The organism is Streptomyces sp. NPDC055013, assembly GCF_053608645.1.
The window spans coordinates 243960-259836 of sequence record NZ_JBSGVW010000005.1 but is presented as its reverse complement, the minus strand read 5'-3'; the positions used below and the strand labels follow the sequence as shown (position 1 = coordinate 259836).

Annotated in this window: 15 protein-coding genes and 1 pseudogene; 8 read left to right on the top strand and 8 right to left on the bottom strand. The window is 71.1% G+C overall.

Annotated elements, in window-relative coordinates:
• Positions 1–442 precede the first annotated feature (442 nt).
• The 3 genes from ACWGDB_RS09260 (at position 443) to ACWGDB_RS09250 (ending at position 4999) form a co-directional block, all read left to right on the top strand.
• Entirely contained in the window at positions 443–4354 is a 3912-nt protein-coding gene (locus tag ACWGDB_RS09260) for an amino acid adenylation domain-containing protein (protein ID WP_453821859.1), read from the top strand.
• A 172-nt stretch (positions 4355–4526) separates the two neighbouring features.
• Positions 4527–4748 carry a hypothetical protein gene (locus ACWGDB_RS09255; RefSeq protein ID WP_328881042.1) on the top strand — a complete coding sequence of 74 codons (222 nt, stop codon included), beginning with the start codon at positions 4527–4529 and terminating at the stop codon, positions 4746–4748.
• Positions 4749–4795: 47 nt separating this feature from the next.
• Complete coding sequence (locus ACWGDB_RS09250) at positions 4796–4999, top strand: hypothetical protein (RefSeq protein ID WP_453821858.1); 204 nt, start codon at positions 4796–4798, stop codon at positions 4997–4999.
• Between the two features lie 7 nt (positions 5000–5006).
• Here ACWGDB_RS09250 and ACWGDB_RS09245 read toward each other — a convergent pair whose 3' ends face one another.
• Positions 5007–5918, bottom strand: coding sequence for a hypothetical protein (locus ACWGDB_RS09245; protein ID WP_453821857.1), 912 nt, complete (start codon positions 5916–5918; stop codon positions 5007–5009).
• Positions 5919–6077: 159 nt separating this feature from the next.
• On the bottom strand, positions 6078–6950 hold the full coding sequence (locus ACWGDB_RS09240) for an alpha/beta fold hydrolase (protein WP_453821856.1): 873 nt from the start codon (positions 6948–6950) through the stop codon (positions 6078–6080).
• Positions 6951–7057: 107 nt separating this feature from the next.
• On the opposite strand from ACWGDB_RS09240, the gene ACWGDB_RS09235 reads away from it, so the two are divergent.
• Positions 7058–7624, top strand: coding sequence for a CGNR zinc finger domain-containing protein (locus tag ACWGDB_RS09235; protein ID WP_453821855.1), 567 nt, complete (start codon positions 7058–7060; stop codon positions 7622–7624).
• Between the two features lie 46 nt (positions 7625–7670).
• Here the strand turns inward: ACWGDB_RS09235 and ACWGDB_RS09230 are convergent, their stop codons facing one another.
• The 3 genes from ACWGDB_RS09230 to ACWGDB_RS09220 form a co-directional block, all read right to left on the bottom strand.
• Complete coding sequence (locus ACWGDB_RS09230; protein WP_453821854.1) at positions 7671–8504, bottom strand: SAM-dependent methyltransferase; 834 nt, start codon at positions 8502–8504, stop codon at positions 7671–7673.
• Positions 8505–8608: 104 nt separating this feature from the next.
• Positions 8609–8734 (bottom strand): hypothetical protein, encoded by a 126-nt coding sequence (locus ACWGDB_RS09225; RefSeq protein ID WP_453821853.1) that lies wholly within the window; start codon positions 8732–8734, stop codon positions 8609–8611.
• Positions 8735–8789: 55 nt separating this feature from the next.
• The gene (locus ACWGDB_RS09220; RefSeq protein ID WP_453821852.1) at positions 8790–10043 is read right to left on the bottom strand and encodes an MFS transporter; all 1254 of its coding nucleotides are present in this window, start codon (positions 10041–10043) and stop codon (positions 8790–8792) included.
• Positions 10044–10114: 71 nt separating this feature from the next.
• On the opposite strand from ACWGDB_RS09220, the gene ACWGDB_RS09215 reads away from it, so the two are divergent.
• The 3 genes from ACWGDB_RS09215 (at position 10115) to ACWGDB_RS09205 (ending at position 12571) form a co-directional block, all read left to right on the top strand.
• Positions 10115–11098, top strand: a complete 984-nt coding sequence (locus tag ACWGDB_RS09215; RefSeq protein ID WP_453821851.1) for an ArsR/SmtB family transcription factor — start codon at positions 10115–10117, stop codon at positions 11096–11098.
• A 10-nt stretch (positions 11099–11108) separates the two neighbouring features.
• Positions 11109–11612, top strand: coding sequence for a glutathione peroxidase (locus ACWGDB_RS09210; protein WP_453821850.1), 504 nt, complete (start codon positions 11109–11111; stop codon positions 11610–11612).
• Positions 11613–11698: 86 nt separating this feature from the next.
• The gene (locus ACWGDB_RS09205; RefSeq protein WP_453821849.1) at positions 11699–12571 is read left to right on the top strand and encodes a MerR family transcriptional regulator; all 873 of its coding nucleotides are present in this window, start codon (positions 11699–11701) and stop codon (positions 12569–12571) included.
• Positions 12572–12712: 141 nt separating this feature from the next.
• On the opposite strand, the gene ACWGDB_RS09200 is transcribed toward ACWGDB_RS09205, so the two are convergent.
• The 3 genes from ACWGDB_RS09200 to ACWGDB_RS09190 all read right to left on the bottom strand — a co-directional run bounded on the left by ACWGDB_RS09200 (position 12713) and on the right by ACWGDB_RS09190 (position 15091).
• Complete coding sequence (locus ACWGDB_RS09200; protein ID WP_453821848.1) at positions 12713–12904, bottom strand: DUF397 domain-containing protein; 192 nt, start codon at positions 12902–12904, stop codon at positions 12713–12715.
• A gap of 215 nt (positions 12905–13119) precedes the next feature.
• Positions 13120–13977: a helix-turn-helix domain-containing protein gene (locus ACWGDB_RS09195; RefSeq protein WP_383606513.1), complete on the bottom strand. Its 858-nt coding sequence runs from the start codon at positions 13975–13977 to the stop codon at positions 13120–13122.
• A 358-nt stretch (positions 13978–14335) separates the two neighbouring features.
• Positions 14336–15091: a GOLPH3/VPS74 family protein gene (locus tag ACWGDB_RS09190; protein ID WP_328881031.1), complete on the bottom strand. Its 756-nt coding sequence runs from the start codon at positions 15089–15091 to the stop codon at positions 14336–14338.
• A gap of 253 nt (positions 15092–15344) precedes the next feature.
• Between ACWGDB_RS09190 and ACWGDB_RS09185 the strand changes: the two are divergent.
• Positions 15345–15877, top strand: a pseudogene (locus ACWGDB_RS09185) (D-alanyl-D-alanine carboxypeptidase); the annotation flags it as partial.

Genomic DNA, 15877 nt, shown 5'->3' with positions numbered 1-15877 from the left:
GTTGTGTCGATGGACGAGGAACGGGCCCGTGGGAAAGGGCCGGCTCAGGAGGGGTTCCTCCTCCAGGCCTGCGCGGAGACTCCCCCACCTTCGCGCACATGCTTCGAGGCGGTCCGCGAGGCCCCGGGGTCCCGGTCGCTGGTCATGTGCTGATGGGGCGGGTCCGTGACCGCGTCGAGCAGTCCGGCGGGGAGCGGTGGCACGTACCCCGCCCGGGGACCGCCGGGGTACGTGCCACCCCGCCCCGGCGTACCCCGGCCGGCGGACCGCCGGCCTGCCCGCACACCGATGCGGCCAAGGCAGAAGAAGTCCGTCTGGCCCGTAGAGACCGGCGGACGCCGGCCGACCCACGGCCGGACATAGGCATGACGTAGACCTCCCGAGGATCGTCGGGGCAACTCCGCGCCCAGGACGCACCGTTGCGCTGAACCAGAGGAGAGTCATGCCCGAGACGGAACGCGAGAAGCGACTTCCCCTGTCGGCCGCGCAGTCGGGAGTCTGGTTCGCCGACGAGTTCGACGCGACGGGTTCGATGTACAACATCGCGGAGTACATCGAGATCACGGGTCCGCTGGATCTCGGCCTCCTCGGCGACGCGGTGCGTCACACCCTCACCGAGGCCGAGGCGGTGCACGTTCGGTGCGGCGAAGGTGACGAGGGGCCCTGGCAGGTGGCCTCCGAGCTGCGCGACGAGGACGGGGACGTCCTCGTCCGGCTGGATCTGACCCACGAGGCGGACCCGATGGCGGCCGCCCAGGCCTGGATGGATGCCGACCTGGCCACGCCGGTGGACCTGCGCGGTGACAAGCACCTGTTCACCGAGGCCGTCTTCGTCCTGGGGCCGGAGCGGCACATCTGGTATCAGCGCTACCACCACCTGCTCGTCGACGGGTACGGGGGCTGGCTCCTGGCCCGGCGTGCCGCGCAGATCTACACCGCGCTCCGGCAAGGGCCGGACATTCCCGAGAGCCCTTTCGGCAGCCTCGCCGACCTGCTCCGGGAGGACGCCGACTACCGTGCCTCGGTCACGCACACCGAGGACGGGAAGTACTGGCAGCGGCAGATGTCGGGCCTGGGCGAGATCGTCACCCTCTCGCGCCGCCGGGCCCCGATGGCACCCGGCATCCTGCGCGACACATGGAGCCTGTCACCCGAGCGCTACGAACAACTCCGCGGTACTGCCAGGTCATTGCGGACGTCCTGGACCACGCTGCTGATCGCCGCGCTCGCCGCGTACACACATCGCGTGACAGGCAGTCAGGACATCGTGCTGGGGATGTCCGTGACCGGCCGTAAGACCGCGGCTGCCAGGGACACTCCGGGCATGGCCGCCAACGTCGTGCCACTGCGGCTGACGGTCGGCCCGGACATGACGCTCTCCGAGCTGGTCACTCAGGTCCACACACGGGTGCGGCATGCCCTGCGGCACATGCGTTACCGGTGCGAGGAACTGCGGCGCGACCTCGGCCTGCTCCAGGAACACAGTCGGCTGTTCGGGCCGCAGATCAACGTCATGCCGTTCGACTACGAGCTGTCGTTCGCCGAGGCCGACGGGGTGTCCCACAACAGCGCCATCGGCCCCGTCGAGGACTTCATGGTGGCGGTGTACGTCAGGGACGGCGGCCTGCAGATCGAGTGCAACGCCAACCCGGACATGTACAGCACCGCTGAAGTCGCCGGTCACCGAGGCGGATACGCCGCCGCTCTCGAGGCGATCATCGATGCGGACAACGGCCCGGAGCGCAAGGTCGGCAGGATCGACGCCGTCGGCACGGACCAGCGGCAGTCGGTGAGGGAGTGGGCCCGCGCGGGCGGCGCAGGCGGGCCGCTGTCCCACCCGGACCTTGCTTCGGCCTTCGAGGAACGCGCGCGCCTGGCACCCGACCGTCCCGCCGTCACCTCAGAAGACGTGACGCTCACCTACGGCGAACTCGACGCACGGGCGAACCGGCTCGCCCGGCGCCTCGTGGGGCTCGGCGCGAGCCGGCAGGCGTACGTGGCGGTGGCGCTGCCCCGCTCGGCCGACCTCGTCGTCGCTCTGCTTGCCGTGCTCAAGTCGGGGGCCGCGTACGTACCGGTCGACCCGGAGCTCCCCGCCGAGCGGATCGCCCACATCCTCTCCGACGCACGCCCCGCCCTCGTCGTCACGACGGCGGCGGACGCGCACCGGCTGCCGCCGGACGGACCGGACCTCGTCCTGGCCGACGACCTGGGCGTCGACGAGGCGACGGACGTCGCACCGCCACGGGCACCGGCCCCCGCACCGGACAGCCCCGCCTACGTGATCTACACCTCCGGGTCGTCCGGCCGCCCCAAAGGGGTCGTCGTCAGCCACGCGAACGTGCTTCACCTGATGAGCGGGGCCCAACGCCTGTTCGGCTTCGACGGCGACGACGTCTGGACCATGTACCACTCGTACGCATTCGACTTCTCCGTATGGGAGTTGTGGGGTCCGCTGCTCCACGGCGGCCGGCTGGTCGTCGTCCCGCACGGGGTCAGCAGGTCACCGCAGGACTTTCTCGCCCTGCTCGTCCGGGAGCGGGTGACGGTCCTTAACCAGACCCCGTTGGCCTTCCAGCAGCTGACGCGGGCCGATCGGGAGAACCCGGCTCTGAGCCGGCAGCTCATGCTCCGCTACGTGATATTCGGCGGCGAGGCGCTGGACATGGGCCGACTCACCGACTGGTACGACATGCACGCGGACGACGCGCCCGTGCTGGTCAACATGTACGGGATCACGGAGACCACCGTCCACGTCACTCACAGCGCGCTCGACCGGAGCCTGGCGGAGAGCGGCCGGGGCAGCGTGATCGGGGTCGGGCTTCCCGGCCTGGAGGTGTACGTGCTCGACGGCAGCCTCCAGCCCGTCGCGCCGGGAGTGGCCGGGGAGTTGTACGTGGCCGGCAGGCAGCTGGCACTCGGCTATCTCAACCGCCCGCAACTGACCGCGGAACGCTTCATCGCGAATCCCTTCGACGCGAAGGGCGGTCGGCTGTATCGGTCGGGGGACTCGGCTCAGTGGACGCCCGAGGGCCGGCTCGAATACCTGGGGCGCACCGATGACCAGGTCAAGCTGCGCGGTTTCCGCATCGAACCGGGGGAAATCGTGACGGCGCTGTGCGAGCACGCGGCCGTGGCCGAAGCGCGGGCCATCGTGCGCCGGGACGCGGTGGGCGACGCGGTGCTGGCCGCCTATGCGGTGCCCGCGCACGGTCACGTCGCCGACCCGGCCGCGCTGCGCGAATGGCTGCGCGAGCGCCTCCCGTCGTACATGATCCCCTCGGCCATCGTGCCGCTCGACGCGATCCCGCTGACGGGCAACGGAAAGCTGGACGTCGCCGCCCTGCCCGCCCCCGTCGCGTCCCCGCGCCGTACGGCCCCTGCCGTACGGCCGCGCGATGCCTTGGAGCACGCCCTCGTCCAGACGTGGCAAGAACTGCTGGGCGTCCCCGATGCCGGCATCGACGACGACTTCTTCGACAGCGGAGGCGATTCCTTCAAGGCGGTCACGCTCGCCCGGCGCGTGGGTCATGGCCGGCTGTCCGTGGTCGATGTGTTCACGTACCCCACCCCGCGTCAACTCGCCGCCCGGCTGCGCGCTGCCGGGTCGGGCGGGTCGGATGGGGCGGACGGGAGTTGGCTGCACCGGCTCGTCGCGGATGACGGGCAGCCGATCCGACGGGTCGTGATCGGCATCCCGTACGGCGGCGGCAGTGCCACCGCCTACCAGGCGCTCGCGACGCATCTCCCGCCCGGAACGGCCCTGTGGTCCGCCGCCTTGCCCGGGCACGATCCCGTACGGCCCGAGGAGCCGCTGGTCGGCTGGGCCCAGGAACGCGACCATCTGGTGGAAGAGATCGTTCGGATCCGGTCCGCCGTCCCCGGTGTGCCCGTCACGATCTACGGCCACTGCGTGGGCACCGGCCTGGCCCTGGCCATCGCCCGGCAACTGGAGGACCGTGGCGTGCCCTTGGCGTCCCTGGCGCTGGGAGCCGCCCTGCCCCGAGCTCAGGAACGCGAAATCGACGACGACGAGCTCCATGCCTACCTGAGCGGACTCGGCGGCTTCGAGGGCGCCCTCGACCAGGAGGACCTCCGGCGGGTGCTGGCCGTCGTCCGCCACGACATGGCGCAGGGGGCCGGGCTCCTGCGTGAGGCGTCCGCCGGGTGGGAACCGGTACGCACACCGGTCCGGGTGATCATCGGTGATGCGGATGCGGCCACGAAGGGCTACGAGAGCGGCTACCGCGCCTGGGAGCGGTTCGCCCGCGAGGTGACCTTGGAGGTCGTCCCCGGCGGCGGCCACTACTTCGTCAAGGACCGGGCGGAGCACCTGGCCCGCATCATCGGGTAGCTGGAGGGTGCGGCAGACAGGCGGCCCCGCCGCTGTAGGAGGGAAATCCCTGGTCAGCGGCATCGAGGTCCATCTCGTCCCAGAGGTGACTGCTCTCGTCCGGGTCGCTGCCGGGTATTTGGACGTGGACAGGGGCAGCGAAGGGGTTGCTCCTGGGCGCATACTGGGTGCGATGACAAAGCCTGCTGCTCCGAAGCGTCACTTGCCCACCAGCCCCTTCAAGGCCCCGGTCGCGCCTGCACCCAAGCACTTCGCCGTGGGCGACAAGGTCACCCACGACATGTACGGCCTCGGTCGTGTGATCGGTATCGAGGCCGGAATCGCGGCGCTCGTCGATTTCGGTTCCACGCCGATACGGATCCTGAGCCCGTACGCCAAGATGACCAAGCTGTAGTACCGCTCTGTGCCCGGTCACGGCACAGCAGGTCCCCTCGGGGACCTGTGACGAAGGAGAGACCTCTCATAGAACTGACCTCGTTGTTCTCCGCTCCGGAAGGGCAGCCCCGCCGTTCCGACGCGGCATCGCCGCCTCCGGCGACCAACCCCTTCCAGGCCCCGGACTTCGGGGAGGACGAGAGCTTCCTTCTCGACGATGTACAGGAGCCCGCCTCGGGCACCCGTGCCACCGGACGCAAGGCGGCTTGACAGCGCTTCACGGGCTCTCCGCCTCCAGCCCCTCCACCTCCCCCGCAGCGCCCTCCGCCCGCCGCCGGGCCTCTCGAAGCCGGCGGTCGGCTGTGCGGGCCTCGCCTCGGGCGTCCTGTTCGGCGGTGCGGGCCTGTTGATGTTCGGTTTTGGCGTGTTGTAGCTCGGCGGTCAGTTCGGTGACGCGTTGCTGGGTCTCGTCGAGGTGCTTCTTCGCCGCGAAGGCCTGCCGGGTTGCCGTTGCCGTCTCGTCCTCCTGAGCCCGGAGTTCTCGTGCGGCCTTGTCGGCGGCCTTGCGGGCCTGGGTGAGGCGGCGGCGGTGTTCCTTGCCGGCCTTGGTGTCGCGAGGGGCGGGCCGGCGAGTGCGGGACTCGGCGGCCGGAGACGGTGGGGTGCGGCGAGCGGTCGCGGGGGATGTCACCGCCGGGAAGTCCGTCGCCGAACTGAAGGACTTGGTGAGTCTGCCGCTCGCCCATTCGTCGGCCGCCTCGGGGTCCGCGAGGGCGGCGTGCAGGGTGCTCTCGACCTCATGACGGGCGGCGTCGCTGATCGGGTGGCCCGCCTGAGCGGCGAGTTGTCCGGCCTGTCGGGACAGCTCGCCGATCAGGATCCGTTGCTGTCGGCCGAGCTCGCGCAGTTGCGCTCCGTCCAGGTCCTGGTGGGCCTGCCTGAGGCCTTCGCCGAGGCGGAGCAGCGGCTCGACCTCGCTGCGGCGCTCGCGGACCAGGAGGTTGCTGGCCCAGGCCGCCAGGCTCGGGCGGCGTAGCTTGCCGATCTCGGTTGCCAGGGCGCGGTCACCGGCCGTGCGCGCTGCGGCCGCTCGTGCGGCGCGGGTGGGGATGAAGTCCTCCGGTCGCAGGCCGTACAGCTCATCGGCGACAGTGTCCAGGTCCACGTCCAGGTCCACGTCCCGGTCCATCGGCATCCCTCTCCGCGTCCCTCGCCACGTCACAGAGGTCAACAGAGACCCGTGTCGATTTTCGCACTATTGGCACCTATATGCGGCGATGGTCGAACGGCGGGCACGGGCATCGAAGGCACGCGCACGGCGGACACCGGCACGGCCGACACGGTCACCTCACTTCCAGGCGCGGTCCGCGAAATCCGCGATCAGCGGGGCGATCTTCCCCAGGTGGGTCTCCAGGGCGAAGTGGCCGGTGTCGAGGAGGTGGAGTTCGGCGTCGGGGAGGTCGCGAAGGTAGGCGCGGGCGCCCAGCTCGGTGAAGAAGGGGTCGTGGGCTCCCCAGGTGATCAGGGTGGGCGGGGTGTGGCGGCGCAGCCAGGCGTGCCAGGTGTCGTAGCGCTCGACGTTGGAGTGGTAGTCGAAGAGCAGGGCCTGCTGGGCGTCCTTGCGGCCCGGCTGGTCCAGGAAGTGCTGGTCGAGGGTCCAGCCGTCCGGGGCGACCAGGTCGGGTGCGGCGACGCCCGTCTCGTACTGGCCGCGGGTGGTCTGCAGGGTGAGCATGTCCTGGATGGCGTCGTGGGCGCCGGGCGTCTGTGGGGTCAGGCTGAGCAGGTCGCGGGCCATCTCCGAGAGCCCCTCCTCGTACGCGTTGCCGTTCTGGACCACCAGTCCCGCGATCCACTCGGGGTGGCGTTCGGCGACGCGGAAGCCCACGGGGGCGCCGAAGTCGAAGACGTACATCACGAAGCGGTCCAGGCCCAGGCGCTGGATGAAGCCCTCGGTGATGTCGGCGAGCCGGTCGAACGAGTACGTGAAGTCGTCGGGGGCCTGCGTGTGGCCGGAGCCGGGGTAGTCCGGGGCGATCAGCCGGTAGTCCGCGCCGAGCGCGTCGATGAGGCCGCGGAACTGGTGGGAACCGGACGGGAAGCCGTGCAGGAGGAGCAGTACGGGGGCGTCGGTGCGGTCGGGGAGGGACTCCCGGTAGAAGACGCGGACTCCCTCGATCTCCAGGTGGCGATGGACGGTGCGGGCGGTTGCAGAAAGCATGACTGACCCCTGCCTAATTGCTTCTTCGGTCGTGGATGCATTAGGTGCACCTCCGGTATAACCCTGCGTCGACTAACGCGTCAACCCGAACATGTAGCATTAGCCCCATGAGTGATCCCCTACCGCTGACCGGAGAACCCCTGGCCCTGGACCTGGTCAACACCCGCACGGCCGCCGGCGACCTGCTGACCACGCCGCACCAGCTGCGGGCCTGGTGGGAGCTCCAGGCCGACCGCCTCCCGGAGGCCGTACCGCAGGAAGGCACCGGCGTCACGCCCGCCGACCTGGCCGCGGTGCTCGCCGTACGGGAGCGCACCGCCCGCGCCCTCGATCACGTCCGCCGGGGCGAGCAGCCCCCGGCCGCCGACCTGACGGCACTCAACGACGCGCAGCGGGCCGCGCCGGCGATCCACGAGCTGGCGTGGGACGGGGCGGCGGTGGTCGCCACGCGGCGACGCGAGGGGGCGGCGGGGCTGCGGCTGGCCGCCTGTCTCGCGGAGGCTGCCGCCGAGCTGCTGGCCGACCCGGCGGTCGCCAGGATCCGGAAGTGCGAGGCCGACGACTGCGTGATGGTCTTCCTGCCCACCCATCCGCGCCGCCGCTGGTGCTCGGCCGCCCGCTGCGGCAACCGGGTGCGCGTCGCCCGCCACTACCAGCGCCACAAGGCCGACTAGGCGACCGAAGTCGGAGCAAGGCGGCCGAAAGCGCGCACACCGCACCTCAGAGCTTGCGAGCCACCCCGCAGTACGCGTCGACCGCCGCCGTCGCCGGGTCCGTCGGGCCCTGCGTGTCGGGGCGCCACTCGGGGACCTGGACGATGCCCGGGTCCACCAGGTCGAGGCCGTCGAAGTAGGCGGCGATCTCGCCGATGCTGCGTACGTGGTACGGCACGGCGCCGCTCGCGTTGTACGCCCGCGAGGCGGCGATCATGCCCTCGCTGGTGGCCGTGCTGTCGCTGATCACCAGGTGGCTGCCCGAGGGCAGGCCGGCCAGGAGGCGCCGTACCAGGTCGCACGCCCGGTCGTGGTCGGCGACGTGGCCGAGGGTGTTGAGGATCATCAGGGCGACCGGGCGGGAGAGGTCGAGCGTGGCTCCGGCGGCCTCCAGGACGGCCTCGGGGTCGTGGAGGTCCGCGTCCAGGAACGCCGTCACGCCCTCCGGGGTGCTGGTCAGCAGGGCGCTCGCGTGGGCCAGCACGACGGGGTCGTTGTCGACGTACACGATCCGGGCGTCCGGAGCCACGCGCTGGGCCACCTGGTGGGTGTTGTCGGCGGTCGGCAGGCCGGTGCCGACGTCCAGGAACTGCCGTATGCCCACCTCGCCGGCCAGGTGACGTACGGCACGGCCCAGGAAGTGGCGGCTGCTGACGGCCACGTCGGCCAGCCCCGGGAAGATCTTCTTGATCTCGTCCCCGATCCGCCGGTCGACCTCGTAGTGGTCCTCGCCGCCGACGAAGTAGTTCCAGAAGCGCGCCGAGTGCGGCTCGGTCGTGTCGATCCGGGCCCGCGCCTCCGCAGCGACGGCGCCGATCGGGGTGGTGGGGTCGTCGGGCACGGTGGGGCCTCCTGCGGAGTCGGTGAGGGAAGTCGCCGGTGATTCAAACAGCAATCAACTTAGGCCAACTCGCCTTGTACATAAGGAAGTTGAGAGAATGCGCTTCACACACCGTGAAGTTTTGGCCACACCCCCCGGCCCTCCGGCGGCCCCTCACTGATCCAGTCGGGGATCCCGTCCGGGACGTCGTCCGGCGGGCGGTGCACCCCGACCTGCGTCGTGGGGTCCATGCGACTCGCTCCTCTCCGCTGCCTGGGCGCCACGGGGCCCGCAGCGCCCGTGACCTCATTCTTGCGGCGGTCGGGGTGCGAAGTCGGTGGAAAAAACTCCCCTCTTGGGCCGCCGGCCCGCCACCACCAGCCCGCCCTCCCCGCCCTCCCCCGCGTCCCGCAGGCTCGCGCCCACCAGCGCCAGCGTCACCGCGACCGACCCCGCCGCCATGGCCGTCATCCCCGTGGCCGGCGAGGTCAGTTGGGCCGCCGCCCCGGCCAGCACCGCGCTCACCCCCTGCGTCGTGAGCATCCCGGCGGAGTGCAACCCCAGCGCGTGACCGCTGAGTTCGTCGGGTGTCACCGCCATCAGCCGCTCCTGCTGGACCAGACTCGCCCCGAATCCGACCGAGGCGACGGCAACCGCGACGGCGGCCACGGGCAGCGCCGGGTGCAGGAAGAACAGGAGATAGGGCGTGGCCAGGAGCAACAACAGCGGTACGCCGAGGCGGGCGCGCAGGTCCTCGGGGAGGAGCCGGCCGACCGTGATGTCACCGACGAGCATCCCGAACGCCGCGCACGCGAACAACGTGCCGGCGGCGTGCGGGGCGTAGGAGACGTACAGCGACTCGCAGCCGACGACCAGCCCGTTGGGGATCCACAGGGCGAGGTAGAGGTGGCGGCGGGGGCGGGAGGACCACAGCAGGGCGTTGCTGCGCCAGGTCGCGGAGACGGAGGGGCGGCCCGCGGCGCGGGGCGCGCGACAGGTCAGGCCGAGGCGGGTGACCAGGGCCGCCGCGGCGTACAGGGCCGAGGAGACGAGCAGGGTGGCCCCCGGGGACAGCACGGCGACCAGCGCACCGCCCGTCGCATAGCCGGTGATCTGCATCAGGCCGTTCATCATGTTGAAGACGGACCGGCCCATCAGGTAGCCGTCCTTGGCGAGGACCTCGTTCAGCAGTCCCCACCGCACGCCGCCGCCCAGCGAGGCGATCAGCCCCAGCAGCAGGATCAGGGCGAACAGCGCCCAGATCGGTGCGCCCGGCGTCGCCATCGCCGCCGTGCCCAGGGCGTACGACAGGGCGATGCCGGTCAGTGCCGCGCGGGGCGCGAGCCGGTCCGCCGCCGAGAGCAGGGTCGTGGCACCCACCACCTGGGCCAGCTGCGGGCCGAACATGCTGACCGCGGCCAGCAGCGGCGATTCGGTCGCCGCGTACACCAGCGTGCCGATGGCCAGACCGCCGACGGTGGAGGCGGCCGTGTGGAGGGCGGAGGAGAGGAAGAGGGGAGTGAACTCCGTTGTCCGGAAGAGCTGTCGGTAGCTGCGCATGCGCGGAGTCTGCGCAGCTCAGGAATCCGGTCGTTATTGTTTCGCGGAGACGCGAAAGGTGGCGGTGACCGATGGGCTGGTGGCAGATCAACGCCGACACCCTGGCCGGCAGCCGGTTCCTCATCTCCCCGCTCGCCGAGACGTTCGCCGCGCTGAAACTGCTGCACTCGGGGACCGCCGCCCACCCCGGCGAGCGCACCTGGCTGGACGCACACCGGCCCGCCTACCGGGCCCGCCTCGCCGCCGACCCGGTCACCGCACACCTCGTCCGCGGCGGGCTCGGCAAGGACTGGATCGCCGACTTCCTCACCCCGACCCCGAGGGACGGCGAGCCCTTCGAGGCGGGTGTCGCACGCGTGCGCGCGGCCGACCCCCACCAGGCCCGCGCCAACCTGACCGTCTCCCTCGCCGACCCCCTGCCCGCCGTACTGGACCGCGACGACCTGCCGGAACGCGCCGCCGCGCTCATCGAGTACGTCTGGACCGCGACCGTACGGCCGGACTGGGATCGGCGCCGGCGCGTCCTGGAGGCGGACGTGGTCGCCCGGACCGCGCAGGTGAGCCGGGGCGGCTGGGCGGCCGTACTGGACACGCTGCGCCCCGGCCGCACCCGCTGGCTCGGTGACAACCGGCTCCAGGTGAACCTGCACGAGTACCCGCCCCGCGAGATCTCCGGCGCCGAGCTCGTCTTCGTGCCTGTCACGCCGAAGGGCGGCTGGGTGTCCTGGGAGGCGCCCGAGAGGTATGCCGTGGTCTATCCCTGCGCGGGCGCGCTCACCGACCCCGGCGCCCGGAGCGTCCCCGCGAGCCTCGGCGCGCTGCTCGGGCCCGCGCGCGCCGAGGTGCTCGTCCTCCTCGACTCGCCGCTCAGCACCACCCAGCTGGTCGCGGTGACCGGGCAGGGGCTGGGCTCGGTCGGACGGCATGTGCGGGTGCTGCTGGACGCGGGGCTGGTGCGGCGGCGGCGGGCGGGGCGGTCGGTGCTGTACGAGCGGACGGCGGCGGGGGACGTGCTCGTCGAGGCCCGGCACCGGCCCGACACGTACCGGAGTTAGCATCCGTTTCATGACGACCACTGACAGCAGCTCCCCCCTCGACGTCGACATCGATGCCCTCCAGGGCGGCACCGCCGATCTCGCCCAGTACGCGGGTCGGGCCGTGCTCATCGTGAACGTGGCCTCCAAGTGCGGCCTGACCCCGCAGTACTCCGGCCTGGAGAAGCTCCAGGAGCAGTACGCGGAGCGCGGCTTCACCGTGCTCGGCGTGCCCTGCAACCAGTTCCTCGGGCAGGAGCCCGGCAGCGCCGAGGAGATCGCCGAGTTCTGCTCGGCGACGTACGGCGTGAGCTTCCCGATGACCGAGAAGGTCGAGGTGAACGGGGAGGGCCGGCACCCGCTGTACGAGCGGCTCGTAGGCTTCGCGGACGCCGAGGGGCACACCGGGGACATCCGCTGGAACTTCGAGAAGTTCCTGATCGGCCGCGACGGCGAGGTCGCCGCCCGCTTCTCGCCGCAGACCGAGCCGGAGGCGGCGGAGGTCGTGGCCGCGGTGGAGTCCGCGGTCAAGTAACGCGGCCCATCGAATGACGCGGCCCCTTGACCTTGCCCCTGGGGCAGAGCCGAGCGTCCTTGTCGCCGGGCGGAACAGGCCGCCCGGTGACGGAGGATGAGGCCGTGGACGACGAACTGCTCACCATCGGCGTGTTCGCCGCGCGGGCCAGGCTGTCGGCCAAGGCCCTGCGGCTGTACGACCGCCTCGCACTGCTGGCCCCGGCGCATGTCGACGAGGCCAGCGGCTACCGCTACTACCGCGCCGACCAGGTCGAACGTGCCCGTCTGGTGGCGCTGCTGCGCCAGCTGGACATGCCGCTCGCACGGATCGCGGAGATCGTCGAGGCCCCGGACGGGGCCGCGGCGGCCGCCCGGCTCGACGCGTACTGGGCGGAAGTCGAGGCGCGGGTGGCGGGGCAGCGGACGCTGGCCGAGTACCTCCGTGGACGACTGTCGGGGAGGAGCTCCGAGATGTACGGGAAGTTCGTGGTCGAGACGGTTGAGGTGCCCGAGCAGGTGCTGATCACCGAGATGCGGCATGTGCTGGCGGGCGAGCTGCCGGCGTGGATCGGGGCGTCGCTGGGCCGACTGGAGACGGCGGCCCACGAGTGCGGCGGCATCACGGCGCCACCGTTCGTCGTCTACCACTCCGACGTGTCGGAGGAGAGCGACGGGCCGGCCGAGTCGTGCGTGCCGGTGGCCGACGAGGCGGCGGCCCGCGCGTGGCTCGAGAAGCAGGGCCGGACGCGGGAGACGAAGGTACGGGTGGAGCCGGCCCACCGGCTCGCCTACACCCGGATCACCAAGGCGCAGGTGGCCCATCCGCAGATCCTGGCCGCATTCGAGGCGGTCGAGGAGTGGATGGCGAACGAGGGGCTGTGGCAGGCGGGCCCGTGCCGCGAGGTGTACTTCGTGGCGGACTGGGACGGTGCCGGGGCGCAGGACCCGGTGTGTGATGTGGCCTTCCCGGTGAGGTGATCCGGCCGGCCCACGGGTGAGGGCACGGCCGAGCCCTCTCGGCAAGGACGGCGGGCTGGTCGAGAGGGCTCTTCCTGTGGTGCTTGTGCAGTTGTCGATCGTGCGGTCGGTTGAGGGGTGAGGATCAGCTAGACCCGCCCCTTACGCCTTGACCGACGCCACGAAGGTGTTCCACGCGTCCGCGGGGAACGCCAGGACCGGGCCCTCGGGAACCTTGGAGTCCCGCACCGCCATGGCCGCAGCGGCCGGTGACTTCACCTCGACGCACGCGCCGTTCCCTGTGGAGTACGAGGACTTGGTCCACGTGTCCGTGGCACCCTGACGAATTGCCATGTTTGCTCCGAATTGCCAGATGTTGAGTTGCTGTCACCGCGCTGCGTGTCCGGACCGGACCCCGCAGCGCGATTCGCGCCAACCTTGTTGCTCGGTGGCGTGATCGACGCTACTCGCCAACATCGGCCGACGAAGCGACTATTCACTCGGCTGGGTGGCATATTCCATTGGAGTCTTCCGCCCCGGGCTGGGGACGGTGTACCGTACGGCGCTTCTCAACGCGCGTACTCCTTGGCGATGTCCGCGATGAACTGCCGCGACTGCTCCACGTTCAGGGCCTGCGCCCTCAGGTGCTCGTACATCACGCTGTACTTCTGGACGTCGTTCGCCTTCTCCAGGTACAGGTCGCTGGTGACGCCTTCGATGTAGACGACGCTGGAGTCGGCCGCGTCCGGGAACTCGAGGATCGCGTACTGCCCGTTGAGGCCCGGGTGGGCGCCCATGTCGAAGGGGATCACCTGCACGGTGACGTGCGGCAGCTGGGACTGCTCGACGAGCTGCTCCAACTGGTCGCGCATGAGGGAGCGGTTGCCGACGACCCGGCGCAGGGCGGCCTCGTCCAGGACGGTCCACAGCCGGAGCGGGTTCTCCGCGGTGGAGATTCGTTCCTGTCGGCGCATCCGCACCTGGACCCGCTTCTCGATCTCGGTCTGTGCCGTCTCCGGCAACGCCCCGGCGATCAGGGCCTCCGCGTACTGCTTCGTCTGCAACAGCCCCGGAACGACCTGCGGGTCGTACACCCGCAGACTGGCCGCGTCCGTCTCCAGCCCGATGTAGACGCTGTAGGGGATGTCGCCGAACGAGTGCCACCATCCTTGCTGTCGCGAATCCTTGGCCATCTGCATCAGGGAGTCGACGATCCGGTGGTCCTCCACCTCGTAGACCCCGCACAGATCGCGGACGTCGCGCTGGCTGATGCTGCGCCGGCCGTTCTCCAGCCGGCTGATCTTCGACTGCGACACCAGCAGCCGTTCGGCCACTTCTTCGGCCGTCATGCCCTTGAGCTCCCGGAGCCTGCGCAGCTCCTGGCCCAGCCGGCGTCGCCTGACGGTGGGATTGACATTGGACGCCACGGGACGTGCACCTCCGGCTGCCTGCCTGCGATTGCCACTTTGCGTATCTGCTGTTGAGCAGACTGCCACCAAGGTGCTTACTACCGCTGGGAAACGGTGGATATGCGCTGGATACACGCCAGTTCGCCAGGACCCCCGCACATGCGGCCGCGCGGGGCGGCGGGACCGATGCCGTCGTCCGGGCATCCGGTCCCGTCACCCCGCGCGGACCAGCGGCTCCCGAACCGGTCTCGGTGACTGCGGTGCGGCGCTGCACGTGGCGTGCGAGTGCGAGCGTGGCGGTGCGTGGTGGTGCGTGGTCGAGCAAGCCGGGTGCACAGCCCGGGTGGTCCGGTGGTGCGGGTCGTGGAACTGCGGCTCAGTGGGCCACGACACGCGCCATGGATCCGCGGCGCGGCTGCACCGGAACACCGCGGGCGGGTTCCGCTGCGGCCCTGCCTCCGGGGGCGGCCTGCCGGCCGGCCGGGGCCGGGCTGCGGCGCGGCTGTGCCGCCGCACCGTTCTGGACGTCCATCACGGCGTGCGCGACGAGACCGCCCATGGGGTCGTGCCTGATCAGGTCCCTGAGCCGGGACCGGGACGACCGTCCCTCGTTCCCCGGATACAGGTGCTTGCCGAGGCCGACCGCGTGTGCCAGTGCGGCGAGTGCCGCGGTCCGTGGGTCCGGCGGTACGCCGGTGCGGATCGCGGAATCCAGCCGGGCCCTGATCTCCCGGCTGATGGCGTTGTCCGTCGCCTGATAGCGAGTCGTCGGCAACACCCCGCACATCTGACCGGCCACGGCATGCACCATGCCGCACCGCTCCAGATGCGAGAGGTAGGTCTGGCGCAACCCCAGCCGGGGCCCGCCGATCCAGTGGACGGCACGCACGGGAGCGCCACGCCTTCGCAGCAACTCCAACGCACAGTCCAGTGTTGGATCTCCAGTCGGCCGTGGGGCCACCACGGCGATACGATCCCCGTCTGGGGCTATCCGTCCGGCCAGCGCCAGCTCCACTAGCTGTGCTCCGGCCAGACCGAGGTCGAGCGACTGCGGCTGTGCGGTGGTACCCGTGGTCGGGTCCAACGCCAGCAGCAGAAGCTCCTCCGGAATTGTTCTGCGGCTCCTGCCCATCCATGCCTCCCCGCGTGGATGAAAGACAGGGTGACCCCTCTCACATTCATCTGTCGAGGGTGCGTGACCGGTTCGTAAGGGAACCGGTAGGTATGTCGTTCTCGTCTAGCGGGTGAGTGGAGTGCCGCGCACAGGACACTGGTACATGGTTCGGACAGCGGCACGGGGGGTCGTACGGGCACGGTGTCCGAGTGACGGCTCACTGTTCGGATGCCGCACGGAGGCCGTGCGGCGGCACATGGAGGAGGCATCGGTGGCGGGCGAGTCCCCCGACAGGTCGAAGCAGCGCGAGTCGTCGGCAGAACCGACGTCGGGGAGCACGGCCCCGGTTCCCGAACCCGACAGTCCCACTCGGCAGGAAGCCGGCGAACGACGCGACCCACGCCTCGCAGTGGCCCGCGAAGCCACGGCACCGCGCGGCGGCGTCGACACGGCGACGAGGGTCCTGTCACGAGAGGACCTGGACGCGGTCAGGACGCGACTGGAGGAGGCGGGGGGCACCGCCGAGGACGCCGGGGACGGGGATGCCGCGGCGGATGACGCCGAGAGCGGGGACGCCGCCGCGGACAGCAGCGGGGGCGCGGACACGGTGGCCGACAACGCCGAGAACGAAGACTCCTCGGCGGACGGCACCGAGAGCGCGGACGCCACGGGCGACGGCACCGAGGACACGGACGCTACGGCGGACAGCACCGAGCGTGCAGACACCCCGGCCGTCAACGCCGAGAGCGGGGACGCCGCCGCGGACAGCACCGAGGGCGCGGACGCTCGGGCCAACGACGCCGA